The 14,646-nt window shown below is 66.0% G+C and carries 15 protein-coding genes; 9 read left to right on the top strand and 6 right to left on the bottom strand.

The genetic code is table 11. From position 1 onward, the window contains the following. Positions 1-155: 155 nt before the first annotated feature. The 3 genes from dkgB to AC27VN_RS15240 form a co-directional block, all read right to left on the bottom strand. Positions 156-980, bottom strand: coding sequence for a 2,5-didehydrogluconate reductase DkgB (dkgB, locus tag AC27VN_RS15250; protein WP_490877055.1), 825 nt, complete (start codon positions 978-980; stop codon positions 156-158). Positions 981-1,106: 126 nt separating this feature from the next. After that, positions 1,107-2,309, bottom strand: a complete 1,203-nt coding sequence (locus AC27VN_RS15245; protein WP_203204371.1) for an MFS transporter — start codon at positions 2,307-2,309, stop codon at positions 1,107-1,109. 118 nt (positions 2,310-2,427) lie between these two features. Further along, entirely contained in the window at positions 2,428-3,423 is a 996-nt protein-coding gene (locus AC27VN_RS15240; RefSeq protein ID WP_490877054.1) for a hypothetical protein, read from the bottom strand. A gap of 879 nt (positions 3,424-4,302) precedes the next feature. Here AC27VN_RS15240 and AC27VN_RS15235 point away from each other — a divergent pair. Further along, complete coding sequence (locus tag AC27VN_RS15235; RefSeq protein WP_490877053.1) at positions 4,303-4,623, top strand: hypothetical protein; 321 nt, start codon at positions 4,303-4,305, stop codon at positions 4,621-4,623. A 63-nt stretch (positions 4,624-4,686) separates the two neighbouring features. Here the strand turns inward: AC27VN_RS15235 and AC27VN_RS15230 are convergent, their stop codons facing one another. Next, entirely contained in the window at positions 4,687-5,535 is an 849-nt protein-coding gene (locus tag AC27VN_RS15230) for an alpha/beta hydrolase (protein WP_412179317.1), read from the bottom strand. 216 nt (positions 5,536-5,751) lie between these two features. Here AC27VN_RS15230 and AC27VN_RS15225 point away from each other — a divergent pair, with 216 nt between their 5' ends. Continuing rightward, positions 5,752-6,387, top strand: a complete 636-nt coding sequence (locus AC27VN_RS15225) for a 2-hydroxychromene-2-carboxylate isomerase (protein ID WP_209542583.1) — start codon at positions 5,752-5,754, stop codon at positions 6,385-6,387. Positions 6,388-6,410: 23 nt separating this feature from the next. Here the strand turns inward: AC27VN_RS15225 and AC27VN_RS15220 are convergent, their stop codons facing one another. Next, positions 6,411-6,728 carry a hypothetical protein gene (locus tag AC27VN_RS15220; RefSeq protein WP_490877052.1) on the bottom strand — a complete coding sequence of 106 codons (318 nt, stop codon included), beginning with the start codon at positions 6,726-6,728 and terminating at the stop codon, positions 6,411-6,413. A 70-nt stretch (positions 6,729-6,798) separates the two neighbouring features. Then, on the bottom strand, positions 6,799-7,716 hold the full coding sequence (locus AC27VN_RS15215; RefSeq protein ID WP_296780891.1) for a LysR family transcriptional regulator: 918 nt from the start codon (positions 7,714-7,716) through the stop codon (positions 6,799-6,801). Between the two features lie 193 nt (positions 7,717-7,909). Here AC27VN_RS15215 and AC27VN_RS15210 point away from each other — a divergent pair, with 193 nt between their 5' ends. The 7 genes from AC27VN_RS15210 to AC27VN_RS15180 all read left to right on the top strand — a co-directional run bounded on the left by AC27VN_RS15210 (position 7,910) and on the right by AC27VN_RS15180 (position 14,517). Then, positions 7,910-8,629: a pirin family protein gene (locus AC27VN_RS15210; RefSeq protein ID WP_490877051.1), complete on the top strand. Its 720-nt coding sequence runs from the start codon at positions 7,910-7,912 to the stop codon at positions 8,627-8,629. Positions 8,630-8,684: 55 nt separating this feature from the next. After that, positions 8,685-9,338, top strand: a complete 654-nt coding sequence (locus AC27VN_RS15205; protein ID WP_490877050.1) for a hydrolase — start codon at positions 8,685-8,687, stop codon at positions 9,336-9,338. A gap of 41 nt (positions 9,339-9,379) precedes the next feature. Then, the gene (locus tag AC27VN_RS15200) at positions 9,380-9,670 is read left to right on the top strand and encodes a DUF1427 family protein (RefSeq protein ID WP_490877049.1); all 291 of its coding nucleotides are present in this window, start codon (positions 9,380-9,382) and stop codon (positions 9,668-9,670) included. An 80-nt stretch (positions 9,671-9,750) separates the two neighbouring features. Continuing rightward, the gene (locus AC27VN_RS15195) at positions 9,751-11,658 is read left to right on the top strand and encodes an amidohydrolase (protein ID WP_490877056.1); all 1,908 of its coding nucleotides are present in this window, start codon (positions 9,751-9,753) and stop codon (positions 11,656-11,658) included. A gap of 5 nt (positions 11,659-11,663) precedes the next feature. Further along, positions 11,664-12,062, top strand: a complete 399-nt coding sequence (locus tag AC27VN_RS15190) for a DoxX family protein (protein WP_093353686.1) — start codon at positions 11,664-11,666, stop codon at positions 12,060-12,062. After that, positions 12,055-13,641 carry an MFS transporter gene (locus tag AC27VN_RS15185; protein WP_490877048.1) on the top strand — a complete coding sequence of 529 codons (1,587 nt, stop codon included), beginning with the start codon at positions 12,055-12,057 and terminating at the stop codon, positions 13,639-13,641. Before AC27VN_RS15190 ends, AC27VN_RS15185 begins: the two co-directional genes overlap by 8 nt. A 54-nt stretch (positions 13,642-13,695) precedes the next feature. Continuing rightward, positions 13,696-14,517 (top strand): alpha/beta fold hydrolase, encoded by an 822-nt coding sequence (locus AC27VN_RS15180; protein WP_490877047.1) that lies wholly within the window; start codon positions 13,696-13,698, stop codon positions 14,515-14,517. The last annotated feature ends 129 nt before the right edge of the window (positions 14,518-14,646 follow it).

Raw genomic sequence — 14,646 nt, 5'->3', positions numbered from 1 at the left:
GGCCGTGCGTGCCGAGGCGCGCGCCACGGCGGCGCGTGGCGTCAGCGAAGGTTCTTGATGCGGGCAGCATGCCGCGCCTCGGGCGCAGCAGCTCCAGCGTGCGGGCCGGCCTTCAAGGGTGCGGCCCGCCGCGCTTTCTCTTTCTTCTTGTTCCCTCAATCCCACGCCGGCGACAGCCCGGCCGGATCCGTCAGCCGCTCCCCACGGTCGAGCGCCGCGATCTGCGCCATCTCCGCATCGCTGAGCCGAAGCTGCTGAGCCTTCAGATTGCTCTCTAGGTTCGCGCGCTTGGTCGACGACGGAATCACCGCATAGCCCAGCTGCATCGCCCAGGCCAGCACCACCTGCGCCGTGGTCGCGCCATGCGCCTTGGCAATCGCCTCGATGGCGGGATCGTGGATGACCTTGCCGTAGGCCAGCGTCATGTACGAGGTGATGTGGATGCCCTGGCTCTTCGTGAACTCGGCCAGCTTGCGGTTCTGCAGGTAGGGGTGCAGCTCGACCTGGTTGGTGGCGATCTGCGCCGCGCCCACGGCCGCGATCGCTTCCTTCATCAGCGCGATGTTGAAGTTCGACACGCCGATGCGCTTGGTGAGCCCCTGCGCCTTGGCCTCGGCCAGCGCGCCCATGAACTCGGCCACCGGCACCGCGTTGCCGGGCGAGGGCCAGTGGATCAGCGTCAGGTCGACGTGATCGGTGCGCAGCTTCGCGAGGCTGTCCTTCAGGCTGGGCACCAGCTTGTCCTTGGCGTAGTTGTCGGTCCAGATCTTGGTGGTGATGAAGAGCTCGCTGCGCGCCACGCCGCTTTCGGCGATGGCCTGGCCCACCTCGGCTTCGTTGCCGTAGATCTGGGCCGTGTCGATGGTGCGGTAGCCGAGCTCGAGGCCGGTCTTCACCGAGTCGATGACCACCTGGCCCTTGAGGCGGAAGGTGCCGAGGCCGAAGGCGGGGATGGGGGAGGGGGTGTTGTCGTTGCTCATGGTGGGGTCCTTGGTTGAGAAGTACGTGGGTCGAATCGATCGACCGAGGAATGAATGGATGGATGAAGGCGAAAGAAAGGAGAACACGCCGCGCCCTCGTCGCGCGGCGCAGGCGCGCACCGCGCCTCAGTGTCCGACCGGCACCGGCCCCGAGGCGCGCACCGGGATGCCGCTGCGGCGGTCGAGCACGCCGCTCCACTGCGTGAGCGCCAGCGACACCAGCACCACCAGTGCGCCGATCCAGGGCGTGTGCATCAGGCCGAGGTGCGTGACGATCAGGCCGCCGGCCCAGGCCGCGCCGGCAATGCCGAGGTTGAAGGCCGCGATGTTCAGGCCCGAGGCCACGTCGACCGCCTGCGGCGTGAAGCGTTCGGCCTGCTTCACCACGTAGACCTGCAGGCCCGGCACGTTGCCGAAGGCCACCGCGCCCCACAGCAGCACCGCCACCACGGCAAACCACTTGTGCGGCGCCGCGAAGTTGAACAGCAGCAGCACCGCGGCCAGCAGCGCGAAGATGATCTTCAGCGCCGGGATCGGGCCCAGCCGGTCGGCCAGCTTGCCGCCCCAGATGTTGCCTACCGCCACCGACACGCCGTAGACCAGCATCACCCAGCCCACCGCGCCCGCGCTGAAGCCGGCCACGTCGGTGAGGATCGGCGCGAGAAAGGTGAAGGGAATGAACGAGCCGCCGTAGCCGATGGCCGTCTTGGCATACACGAGCAACAGGCGCGGCTCGGCCAGCACCTTGGCCTGCTGCGCCAGCGAGGCCGGCGCCGTGTGGCGGATGTCGCTGGGCACGAAGATCCAGCTGCCCACGAAGGCGATCACGCCGAGCGCCGACACCGCGAGGAAGGTTTCACGCCAGCCGAAGTGCTGCCCGATGAAGGTGCCCAGCGGCACCCCCGTGACCAGCGCCACCGTGAGGCCCGTGAACATGATCGCGATCGCGCTGGCCGCCTTTTCCTTGGGCACCAGGCCGGTGGCGATGGTCGAGCCGATCGAGAAGAACACTCCGTGCGCCAGCCCCGTGAGGATGCGCGCGGCCACCAGCGTTTCGTAGCTCGGCGCCTTCCAGGCCAGCAGGTTGCCGACCGTGAACAGCGCCATCAGACCCAGCAGCAGCGCCTTGCGCGGCAGCTTGCCCGTGAGCGCGGTGAGCACCGGCGCGCCGATGGCCACGCCCAGTGCATAGAGGCTGACCAGCAGGCCAGCGGAGGGAAGGCCGATGCCTAGATCGGCGGCGACCGTGGGGATGAGGCCAACGATGACGAACTCTGTGGTTCCGATGGCGAAGGCGCTGAGGGTTAGCGCTAGTAGGGCGATGGGCATGGGGCACTCCTTCTGGGATGAGAGGAGTGTCTTGCGAATATCTTTGCAGATTAACTAGTAGACAAGCATAAGATAATTGATTTTCGAGCAACAAAAACTTCCCATGCGCAAGGATCCACTATTCGCTTGCGGACCTTTGGTCGGCATTGCCTGTCGCATAGACGACGTCGCGTAGCAGCTTGAGTGCGTTGGACGGGCGTTGAAAGTCAAAAATTATCCGGTCCAGAATTCCATCTCCCACGAATCCATTCGCCTCAGGTCCGTGTGTCTTCATGACTCTTTCATCTAGCTCAATCACATGGTACGGGCGCGCTCTCGCCTGTGCGGTTTCTTGTTTGCTTCCGAGTGAAAGAAATCCGGGGAAAATTTTATTTCCTAGTTCCATGAATTTTTTAATGTCTAAACATATAAAAACTTGAATTTCGCCGCGCAATACTTTTACTAGCAACTCGTAAGGCAAATCAAGCGAGCCGAATGGCCTGACCATTGGCATGCGAAAAGAATCGGTTAGGTTGTAGATTTGCGATTCGCAGTGGATTTTTTCCATCCATGCACTAAAGCCGACCAATGCCATCTTTGGATCATTGTAGGCACCGATATATAAGCACCCTTCCACGGTAGAAATCGACCAGCATTTCGATTCGTTGAGTTCGTCACAGCAGTTTTTTATTAGCTCAGAATAAGTGGAAACTGAGAGGTTGGTTGATGTTATTTTGACGGTCGCCCCAGTATTGTTGTCTTTTCCCGATTCGTTGTTGATTGTTTCCGTGACGTTTGTATTTCTTATGTATTGCCGCTTGGTTCGATCGTAGTGCTGCGCATCTTTTTTACTCATGGGTGCGCGGGTGTTTTTATCAAAAACTAAACATCCCGATTTCACGGCAAATGCGGCAAGCTTTGTCATCTCAACATTCTTGTCGCCATTTTTTAGCTCTATGAATGCTCGTTGCCCGGTGCTCATGTCGGACAATAATAAGTCTCCGATATGAATGAACGAGGAAATATCTGTACAGATTGCAACTTGAAGCGGCTCTTCATTGTAGTAATCGGCTGCAGGCATTGTTTCTTTGATATTTTTTATTGAAAGATTGCTTTCCCCACCTTTGACTTGCAATCGCCTGATGGTTGAGTGTTCAGATTGAAATATAGTCCAAGGGATGGTGTCAAAGATTCGACGGAGAACAATAATTTCAAGATCTATTTGGTGAATTCTCTTGTTTAAAATCTCGACATTTCGCTGTCCTTTTTTATTTTAAATTCTTTCTTTGACAGTTTTAGGCTTTGTTGATTTTCGAGGTTTAGTACTAAGCGATTCGCAATGATGGTTTGAGCGCGCTTCCACCCATCGTGAACTAGAGTTGCAAACTCAGGGAATGAATTTTTGTCGGAGAATTCTTTTCCGGATTTTCGAAAATTCTGAATTCCGTATTCGCGAACGAGCCAAAGCAGGTCAACTATTAAATTCTTAAAGTCGTCGCTTAAATGATTTGAGAGTACTAGGAATATTTGCAAATGGCGCTCAATTTCTTGGGCATTTCTTTTATCTGCAGAAGAATGATCGATCATTTTGGTGAAAATGAAATTGTTGAGGCGAACCGAGATATTATTTTCGACTTAAATACTGAATTTGGCGGTTAGGGTCAACGCTGATCTTTGGGCGGTGTGTCAATGAACTCCTCTCGCGGAAGGAGCGAGTTCCAAAACTTAGAGAACGGGGTAGCCTTCTGCAAGTTTCGATCGATATACTTCGCTCCGCTGCGTAAAGCAGCCGGGTTTGGAAGCCCGTCGAACCTTCTGCGACGAAAGCCGCAGCTACCGCACATGGTCTGCGGCTTTTTCGTTCGTCCGCTTTTAGGCGGCTCGGACGGGAGGGCGCGAGCCCTGCCGGCTTTCGCAAGAGGGTTCCCGGTCTTCCAACCCGTTCGAGCCGCCGCCCTCGTTTGGAAGCGGGGTGCGTCGGTTGTAGCAATCCGAACCCGACTGGAGGCCACTCGTGGCTGAGCATGCAATCCCATCTGAGCAATCGCTCGTTCCGGTAACGCTGAGCACCCTCGCACTCCAAACCTGCGACGACGCCGACCACCTCAACGAAGTCCTCCGCGCCTACACCGCGCTAGAAAAGCTGGTAGCACCCGCCAGCCTCCAGGACTGCGAAACCCTCGCTCCCACCCGCACCGAGCTCAGCGCCTTGCTGTATCTGCTCAACCAGGCCCTGATGTCCCGCATCGACACGATCCACGCGGCGGCCCTCACGTTGCGCGGGGCGATCGAAGACGCGAGCCAGCCCCCGACCCCGGCCATCGCCGCGCCATGAAATGAAAAAAGCCGCCGGCAAAACCGGCGGCTTTCACGCATCGATCAATCGCCGGGCGCCGACTCAAGCCGCCATCGGCTCCGGCAACACCGACGTCAACGCGAAGTCGATCAGCCGCAGCCAGGTTTCCTCCAGCCCCATGATGTTGTGGTGGTCGGAGTTCGCCACGGTCTTCACGCTCACGGGCGTGGGCCAGGCGTCGATGAGCTTCTGCGAGCGCTCGTGCAGCACCACGTCGTCGCGCTCGGCCAGCAGCACCTGGGTCTTGGCGGCGACCTCCTTGCTGTGCTCGATCGAATTGAAGCGATGGCGCAGCAGCAGCGACAGCGGCACGAGCGGAAAGCGCTTCTTCGCGACTTCGAGCATGGAGTCGTAGGGCGTCACGAGCTGCAGGCTCTCGAAGGGCTGGCGCGCCGACAGCTGGATGGCGACGCCGGTGCCGAGGCTGCGGCCGACGACGTGCAGGCGCGCCTGCGGGAAGGCGCGGCGCAGATGCCGCGCGAACTGCTCGGCGTCGGCCACCGAGGCGACCTCCGACGGGCTGCCCTGCGAATCGGCCACGCCGCGGTAGTTGATGGCAGCCATGCCGAAGCCCTCGGGCAGCCAGTGCAGGGCCTGGGCGGTCACGCGCACGTCCTCGCCGCGGCCGGCCAGATAGAGGAAGAGGTCCTGCACGGCCGCCTCGCCCTGCGGGTGGTAGACGTAGCCGCGCACCATGCCGCCGGGCACGGGGTGCGAGTAGGTGGAGAAGTCTTCCGACAGATGCACCACGGGCCGCTTGCGGGCATTGAAGAGGATGTGGCCCTGGCGCGTGGCCAGCAGGGTCCAGTAGGCGGCGAGGCTGCCGATGACGGCGGCCGAGGTCGACAGGGCGAAGCGGGCGATTCTTGCGTTGGTGTTGTATGAGGGCAAAGGGGCTCCCGAGAAAAAGGCCGGCGTTGTGTGACGCGGGCGGGAAGGCGATAGTTTCGCCGCGTTGGGAAGACAGCGCGTAGCGCGGTGTATGACGGTGTTCGCCGATGTACGGCGAGGTTGGCTGCGCGATGTGGAACACGGCGCCGCGCGACGCCGGTTTTTGTCGGCTTGCGCTGACGCCGGGCGCCAGGGCGCTGCAGATAATCCGGCCCCATGACGACCCTTGCCCTCGACTGCTTCTACAGCCTTTCCTCGCCCTGGGCCTACCTCGGTGGCCCGCAGTTGCAGGACATCGTGCGCCGCCACCATGTGCGGCTGGCGCTCAAGCCCTACGACTTCCAGGCGGTGGTGCCGCAGACCGGCGGCATTCCGCTGAAGACGCGGCCCGAGCCGCGCCGCACGTACCACGCGCTCGAGCTGGCGCGCTGGCGCGACTACCTCGGCATGCCGCTGAACCTGGAGCCGGCGCACTACCCGAAGGGCGCGCCCAGCGACCCCAACTGGAACAAGTACCCGGGCTGGATGGTGATCGCGGCGCAGCTGCAGGGGCTCGATGCGCTGCCGCTCTCGCATGCGCTGCTGCGCGCGCTGTGGGCCGAGGAGCGCGACACGTCGGCGGCGGCGGTGCGCATCGCGGTGGCCGACGAGAACGGCTACGACGGCGCGACCCTGCAGGCGATGGAGCAGTCGGCCGAGGTGCTGGCCGTGTACCGCGCCAACAGCGCGGAGGCGGTGGAGCTCGGGGTGTTCGGGGCGCCGACCTTCATCCTCGGCGACGAGCGCTTCTGGGGGCAGGACCGCCTGGGCTTTCTGGACCGGGCGCTCGACAAGCTGCGCGCGGCGGGCTGAGGCCCCGGCAGGGGCGGCGGCGCTCAGGCCGCGAGCCGCAGCCAGATCCACGCCTCGGGCGCCTCGTCGAGCAGGCGGCTGGCCTTCCAGATGTGGCGCCCGCGCAGGTTGGAGCCGCACTCGAGGCCGAGCTGGCCGCCCTCGGGCGCGAAGAATTCCAGCAGGTTCGAGCTGCACCAGTCGATGCGCAGCTGCAGGGTGTGCGCGCCGGCCTCGACCTCGGTCTCGAAGCGGCCGCCGTTGCCGATGGTGCCGGCCTCCTCGCCGTCGATCAGCACCTTGTACTTGCGCGTGAAATCCATGAAGCCGCTGTCGCGGCGCAGCACGATCCGTGTCCTCATGGTGCCGATCCTCGCTTGAAACCGTTCGCGCGCGAAGGCCGCTCATGCCGCATGCATGTCGGCCATCGGCTCATTGCACCCACATCGAGCGCGGCAGCAGCGCCGGCACCAGCACGCGGTTGAGCCGCTCGCGCCACCAGCGCAGCGCCTGGCCCTTGGCGCCGGTCTTCCACGCGAGCCAGAAGGCCTCGGGCGGGCGCGGCTCCTCGGTGGGCAGCTCCACCAGGGTGCCGCGCGCGAGCTCGAGCGCGATGCAGGCGCGCGGCAGGTAGCCGTGGCCCAGGCCCTCGAGCTGGCAGGCGATCTTCGCGACCATCGAGGGCACGGTGATGCGCGGCTGCCCGGCCAGCAGGCCGACGGTGCGGTCCGACAGGGTGCGCGCGCTGTCGCCCACCACGATGGCGTTGTGCTCGAGCAGGTCGCCGCGTTGCAGCGGGCGGCCGATGCGCGTGAGCGGATGAGTGGGCGCGACGCAGAAGGCGAACTCGAGGCTGCCGACCTGCGTGGCCTGGTAGCCGCCGCCGGCCGGGCCCTCGCCGGCGGCGATGACGATGTCGGCGCGGCCCTCGCGCAGCGCCTCCCAGGTGCCGGTGAGGGCCTCGCAGCCGATGCGCAGCCGGGTGCCGCAGCGCAGGTCCTCGAAGGCGCGCACGTCGCCGATCAGCGCCTGGGTGGGAATCAGCGAGTCGTGCACCAGCCGCAGCTCGGACTCGAAGCCGGTGGCGATCTGGCGCATGCGCGATTCGAGGTCGCTCGCGGCGCTCAGCAGCCAGCGGCCTTCCTTGAGCATTTCCTCGCCCGCGGCGGTGAGGGTGACGCGCGGGCCGTTGCGCTCGAACAGCAGCATGCCGAGCTGCTCCTCGAGCTTGCCCACGGCGTACGAGATGGTCGAGGGCACCTTGTTCAGGCGCGTGGCGGCGGCCGCGAAGGAGCCGTGGCGCGCGATGGCGTCGACGACCTCGATGGCTTCCAGGCTGAGCTTGAGCACGGGCGTGTTCCTGTGGATGAGTACGAAGGTTGAACGATCGAAATGGATGATCGAAAACTTCGATCATAGAGGCTGAAAAGTTTCGCCGATGACCGGGTTTCGGCCCGCGATGATTGATCCATGCCTAGGGGATGAGCCCCGAAAGCGATTGTGAATCACATCGATCAAAACTGTCATCGAAAGGTCATCAACCATGTTGGAACTTCGCGCCGCCACCGACCGTGGAACCGCCAATTTCGGCTGGCTCCAGTCGCGCCACACCTTCTCCTTCGGCCACTACCACGACGCTCAGCAGCAGGGCTTCTCCGACCTGCTGGTGATCAACGACGACCGCGTGACGCCGGGCCGCGGCTTCGGCACCCATCCGCACCGCGACATGGAGATCTTTTCGTACGTGCTCGAAGGCGCGCTCGAACACAAGGACTCGATGGGCACGGGCTCGGTGATCCATCCGGGCGACGTGCAGATGATGAGCGCCGGCACGGGCGTGCGGCACAGCGAGTTCAACGCCTCGGCCGTGGACCCGGTGCATTTCCTGCAGATCTGGATCGTGCCCGGTGCGCGCGGCGTGGCGCCGCGCTACCAGCAGGTGCACTTCGGCGCCGAGCAAAAGCGCGGCCGGCTGCGGCTGATCATTTCGCCCGACGGCGACCAGGGTTCGCTCGCGGTGCACCAGGACGCCCGCGTCTACGCCGGCCTGTTCGACGGCGCCGAGACCGCCTCGCTGCAACTGGCCGCCGACCGCTATGCCTATGTGCACGTGGCCCGCGGCAGCGTGGAAGTCAACGGCCAGCGCATGGCCGAGGGCGACGGCGCCCGCATCCGCCTCGCGCAGCAACTGAGCTTTGCCAACGGCGACGACGCCGAGGTGCTGGTGTTCGACCTGCGGCCGAACGAGCTGCCGGCGCTCTGATTTCGTTTCTCCCCCCTCTGTTTTTTTTCAACCTCGTTTTTTCAGGAGTCTTCCCATGTCCATCAAAGCCACCCCCACCGCCGGCGCCACCCTGCTGACCCCCACCGACCACACGCTGGTGATGATCGACTTCCAGTCGCAGATGGCCTTCGCCACGCACTCGATCGACGCGGTGAACCTGCGCAACAACGCCGCGCTGGTGGCGCAGGCAGGGGCAGGATTCGGCGTGTCGACCATCCTCACGACCGTGGCCGAGAAGAGCTTCTCGGGCCCGATGTTCGACGAGATCACGGCGGCTTTCCCCGGGCAGAAGATGCTGGACCGCACCTCGATGAACACCTGGGAGGACGCGGCCGTGATCGAGCGCGTGAACCAGATCGGCAAGTCGCGCATCGTGCTCGCGGGCCTGTGGACCAGCGTGTGCATCGTGGGCCCGGCGCTGTCGGCGCTCGACCAGGGCTTCGAGGTCTACGTGATCGCCGATGCCTGCGGCGACGTGTCGGCCGAGGCGCACGAGCGCGCGATGCAGCGCATGGTGCAGGCCGGCGCGCGGCCGATGACCTCGCTGCAGTACCTGCTCGAGCTGCAGCGCGACTGGGCGCGCGGCGACACCTACGAGCTCACGACCGGCATCGCGAAGAAGGTGGGCGGCGCCTACGGCATCGGCATCAACTACGCCAAGAGCATGTTCGGCGCCCACGAAGGCTGAGCTCCGGCAACGAACGGAACAACGAACAGAGAGCGCCGGCCATGAAGCCCTATGTCGTCTCCCTTGCGCTGGGCCTGCTGGTCGGCGTGATCTACGCGCTGTTCCAGGTGCGCTCGCCGGCGCCGCCGGTGATCGCGCTGGTCGGCCTGCTCGGCATCCTGCTCGGCGAGCAGCTGCCGCCGCTGGTGCGGCAGGTGTTCGAGCGGCCCGCGGCCACCTCGTGGCTGCATCACCAGGTCAAGCCGCACGTGTTCGGCGAACTGCCGAAGTGCGTGCAGCCCGAAGCGGCGAAGACCGCCGCCGCCCGACCCACCGACAGGAGCGATGCATGAGCACTCCCGACCCGCAACGCCGCCAGCTCCTGGGCGCCCTCGGCGCCTTCGCCGCCACCTCCCTCGCATCCACCCCGACCATGGCCAACACCCAGACCCCCGACCTCATCCTGCGCAACGGCCGCTTCACCACGCTGGACCGCGCCAACCCCACGGCCGACGCCGTGGCCATCAAGGACGGCCGCTACACCCGCGTGGGCCGCGCCGAAGACGTGCTGCCGCTGGCCGGCCCGAGCACCCGCGTGATCGACCTGCAAGGCCAGCGCGTGCTGCCGGGGCTGATCGACAACCACCTGCACATCATCCGCGGCGGCCTCAACTACAACATGGAGCTGCGCTGGGACGGCGTGAGGAGTCTGGCCGACGCGATGGGCATGCTCAAGCGCCAGGTGGCGATCACGCCGGCGCCGCAATGGGTGCGCGTGGTGGGCGGCTTCACCGAGCACCAGTTCGTGGAGAAGCGGCTGCCGACCATCGCCGAACTCAACGCGGTGGCACCCGACACGCCGGTGTTCATCCTGCACCTGTACGACCGCGCGCTGCTCAACGGCGCCGCGCTGCGCGCCGTGGGCTACACCAAGGACACGCCGGCGCCGCACGGCGGCGAGATCGTGCGCGATGCCGCCGGCAACCCGACCGGCCTGCTGCTGGCCAAGCCCAATGCCGCGATCCTCTACGCGACCCTGGCCAAGGGCCCGAAGCTGCCCTTCGACTACCAGCTCAATTCCACGCGCCACTTCATGCGCGAGCTCAACCGCCTGGGCGTGACCGGCGCGCTCGACGCGGGCGGCGGCTTCCAGAACTATCCCGACGACTACGCGGTGATCCAGAAGCTGGCCGACGACGGGCAGCTCACGATTCGCCTGGCCTACAACCTGTTCACGCAGAAGGCCAAGGAGGAGAAGGCCGACTTCCTGAACTGGACCAGGACCTCCAGGTACAAGCAGGGCGACGACTACTTCCGCCACAACGGCGCGGGCGAGATGCTGGTGTTCTCGGCCGCCGACTTCGAGGACTTCCGCGAGCCGCGGCCCGAGATGGGCCCCGAGATGGAAGGCGAGCTCGAGGAGGTGGTGCGCATCCTGGCGCAGAACCGCTGGCCCTGGCGCATGCACGCGACCTACGACGAGACCATCAGCCGCTCGCTCGACGTGTTCGAGAAGGTCAACAAGGACACGCCGCTGGCCGGCCTGAACTGGTTCTTCGACCATGCCGAGACGATCTCCGAGGAATCGATGGACCGCATCGCGGCGCTCGGCGGTGGCGTGGCGGTGCAGCACCGCATGGCCTACCAGGGCGAGTACTTCGTCGAACGCTATGGCGCGGGCGCGGCCGAGGCCACGCCGCCGGTCAAGAAGATGCTGGAGCGCGGGCTCAAGGTCTCGGCCGGCACCGACGCGACGCGCGTGGCTTCCTACAACCCGTGGGTGTCGCTGTCGTGGCTGGTCACGGGCAAGACGGTGGGCGGCATGCAGCTCTATCCGCAGCGCAACTGCCTCGACCGCGAGGGGGCGCTGCGCATGTGGACCGAGAACGTCACCTGGTTCTCGAACGAGGAGGGCAAGAAGGGCCGCATCCAGGCCGGCCAGCTCGCCGACCTGGTGGTGCCCGACCGCGACTACTTCGGCTGCGCCGAATCGGAGATCGCCGACATCACGGCGCAGCTGACGATGGTGGGCGGCAAGGTGGTCTATGGCGCCGGGCGCTTCGCGTCGCTCGACGAGGGCGCGCCGCCGCCCGCGATGCCCGACTGGTCGCCGGCGCGCACCTTCGGGGGCTATGCCGGTTGGGCCGACACGCAGGGCGTGCACGGCGCCGAAGGCGCGCCGATGCAGAAGGTCATGCGCAACGCGGCCGCATCGTGCGGCTGCGCCAACGACTGCAACGTGCATGGCCACAGCCACGCGACGGCCTGGAGCAGCAAGCTGCCGATCGCCGACCTCAAGAGCTTCTGGGGCGCGCTGGGCTGCGCCTGCTGGGCGGTGTGATGGCGATGCGCTGGACCACCTCTTCGGCCGTGCGCTGGATCGCCTTGCTGCTGCTGTGCGCGGCCTACCTGCAGGGCGGCCTCAACAAGGCGATGGACTTCGACGCGGCGATCGCCGAGATGAACCACTTCGGCCTGTCGCCGGCCGGCCCGCTGGCCGCGGCGGTGATCGTGCTCGAGCTCGGCGCCGCGGCGCTGATCCTCGCGGGCTTCTGGCGCTGGCTCGGCGCGCTCGCGCTGGCGGGCTTCACGCTGATGGCGACCTTCGTCGCGCTGCGTTTCTGGGAGATGCCGCTGGGGCACGAGCGCTTCATGGCCGCCAACTCCTTCTTCGAACACCTGGGACTGGTCGGCGGCTTCGTGCTCGTGGCCTGGCTCGACCTCAAGGAACGTCACGATGACTGAAGCCCCCAAGACCGCCAAGCCCGGCGCCTTCGCCCCGCTGCGTCAGCCCGTGTTCGCGGTGCTGTGGGCCGCCACGGTGCTCGGCAACATCGGCAGCTTCATGCGCGACGTGGCGAGCTCGTGGCTGGTGACCGACCTGTCGGCCAGCCCGACCGCGGTGGCGCTGATCCAGACCGCGGCCACCTTGCCGGTGTTCCTGCTGGCGATCCCGGCCGGCGTGCTGTCGGACATCCTCGACCGGCGCCGCTTCCTGATCTTCGTGCAGCTGGTGCTGGCGGCGGTCAGCGGCAGCCTGCTGGTGCTCTCGCACACCGGCGCGCTGACGGTCGAGTACCTGATCGCGCTGACCTTCGTGGGCGGCATCGGCGCGGCGCTGATGGGGCCGACCTGGCAATCGATCGTGCCCGAGCTGGTGCCGCGTTCGGACCTCAAGGGCGCGGTGGCGCTGAACTCGCTGGGCATCAACATCGCGCGCTCGATCGGCCCGGCCGCGGGCGGGCTGATCCTCGCGAGCTTCGGCGCGGCCGTGACCTACGGCGTGGACGTGCTGAGCTACGTGTTCGTGATCGCGGCGCTCTTGTGGTGGAAGCGGCCGGCGGCCGTCGACAGCGGGCTGTCGGAGAACTTCTTCGGTGCCTTCCGCGCCGGCCTGCGCTATACGCGCTCCAGCAAGGAGCTGCACGTGGTGCTGCTGCGCGCGGCGGTGTTCTTCCTGTTCGCGAGCTCGGTGTGGGCGCTGCTGCCGCTGGTGGCGCGCCAGATGCTCGGCGGCAGCGCCGGCTTCTACGGCGTGCTGCTGGGCGCGGTGGGTGCGGGCGCCATCGGCGGCGCACTGCTGATGCCGCGGATGCGCGAGCGGCTCGATGCCGACGGCATGCTGCTCTTGGCCTCGGTGCTGACGGCGGCGGTGATGGGCGCGCTGGTGCTGGCGCCGCCCAAGTGGCTGGCCGTGGCGCTGCTGCTGGTGCTGGGCCTGGGCTGGATCGTGGCGCTGACCACGCTCAACGGCGTGGCGCAGTCGATCCTGCCGAACTGGGTGCGCGGGCGCGGCCTGGCGGTCTACCTCACGGTGTTCAACGGCGCGATGGCCGCGGGCAGCCTGGGCTGGGGCCTGGTGGCGCAGCAGATCGGCGTGCCGTTCACGCTGGTGGCGGGCGCGGTGGGGCTGGTGGTGGCGGGATTGATCTTCCACCGTGTGAAGCTGCCGGCGGGCGAAGCCGACCTGCAGGCCTCGAACCACTGGCCCGAGCCGCTGGTGGCCGAGCCCGTGGCGCACGACCGCGGGCCCGTGATGATCCAGGTCGAGTACCGCATCCGCAAGGACGACCGGCCCGCCTTCATGGCCGCGATGAAGCGCCTGTCGCTCGAACGCCGCCGCGACGGCGCCTATGCCTGGGGCCTGCACGAGCACACGGCCGACCCGGAACGGATCATGGAATGGTTCCTCGTCGAATCCTGGGCCGAGCACCTGCGCCAGCACCACCGCGTGTCGCAGGCCGATGCGGACCTGCAGGGCGAGGCGCTGCGCTTCCATGCGGGGCCGGGCAAGCCGGAGGTGCATCACTTCCTGTCGCTCTGAGCCTTCCTTCTTCTTTCCCCTTCCGTTCTTTCAACCCCTCACCAAGGAAAAACCATGACCACACTGACCCTTCGCGACGGCACCGAGCTCTACTACAAGGACTGGGGCAGCGGCCAGCCGATCCTGTTCAGCCATGGCTGGCCCCTGAGCGCCGACATGTGGGACAGCCAGATGCAGTTCTTCGCCGAACGCGGCTACCGCGCCGTCGCCTTCGACCGCCGCGGCTTCGGCCGCTCGAGCCAGCCCTGGACCGGCTTCGACTACGACACCTTCGCCGACGACATCGCCGAGCTGATCGAGAAGCTCGACCTGAAGAACGTGGTGCTCGCGGGCTTCTCGATGGGCGGCGGCGACGTCACGCGCTACATCGCGCGCCATGGCTCGGCGCGGGTGGCGAAGCTGGCGCTGATCAGCGCGGTCACGCCGCTGTTCATGAAGACGGCCGACCATCCGGCGGGCCCCGAGAAGTCGCTGTTCGACGGCATCCGCGCGGGCCTCGCGGCCGACCGGGCGCAGTTCCTCGACGACTTCAGCACCATCTTCTACGGCACCAACCGCCCGGGCGCGGCGGTGTCGCAGGGCGTGTTCAAGCAGACGCTGCAGATCGCGCTGCAAGCCTCGCTGAAGGCGACGATCGATTGCGTGACCGCGTTCTCCGAGACCGACTTCCGCCCCGACATGGCGAAGATCGACGTGCCCACGCTGGTGATCCATGGCGACGACGACCAGGTCGTGCCCTTCGAGGCCACGGGCAAGCTGGCGCACGAGCTGATCGCGGGCAGCCGGCTCGAGGTGTACGCGGGCGCGCCGCATGCGACCTGCACCACGCACCGCGACCGCGTGAACGCGGACCTGCTGGGCTTCGTGCAGGGCTGAGCGCGCTTCAGCCGCCGTGCGCGCCGAGCCACGCGAGGGCTTCGGCGCGCACGCGTTCGTTGGCATCGTGCTGCGCCGCATGGGCGACGGTCTCGTGCCACGGTCGGCCGGCGCGCTTCCAGGCCGCGA

Source organism: Variovorax sp. 20P10.2.4, assembly GCF_058244205.1.
The sequence above is the reverse complement of the archived record's forward strand: the minus strand, read 5'-3'. Positions and strand labels throughout refer to the sequence as shown.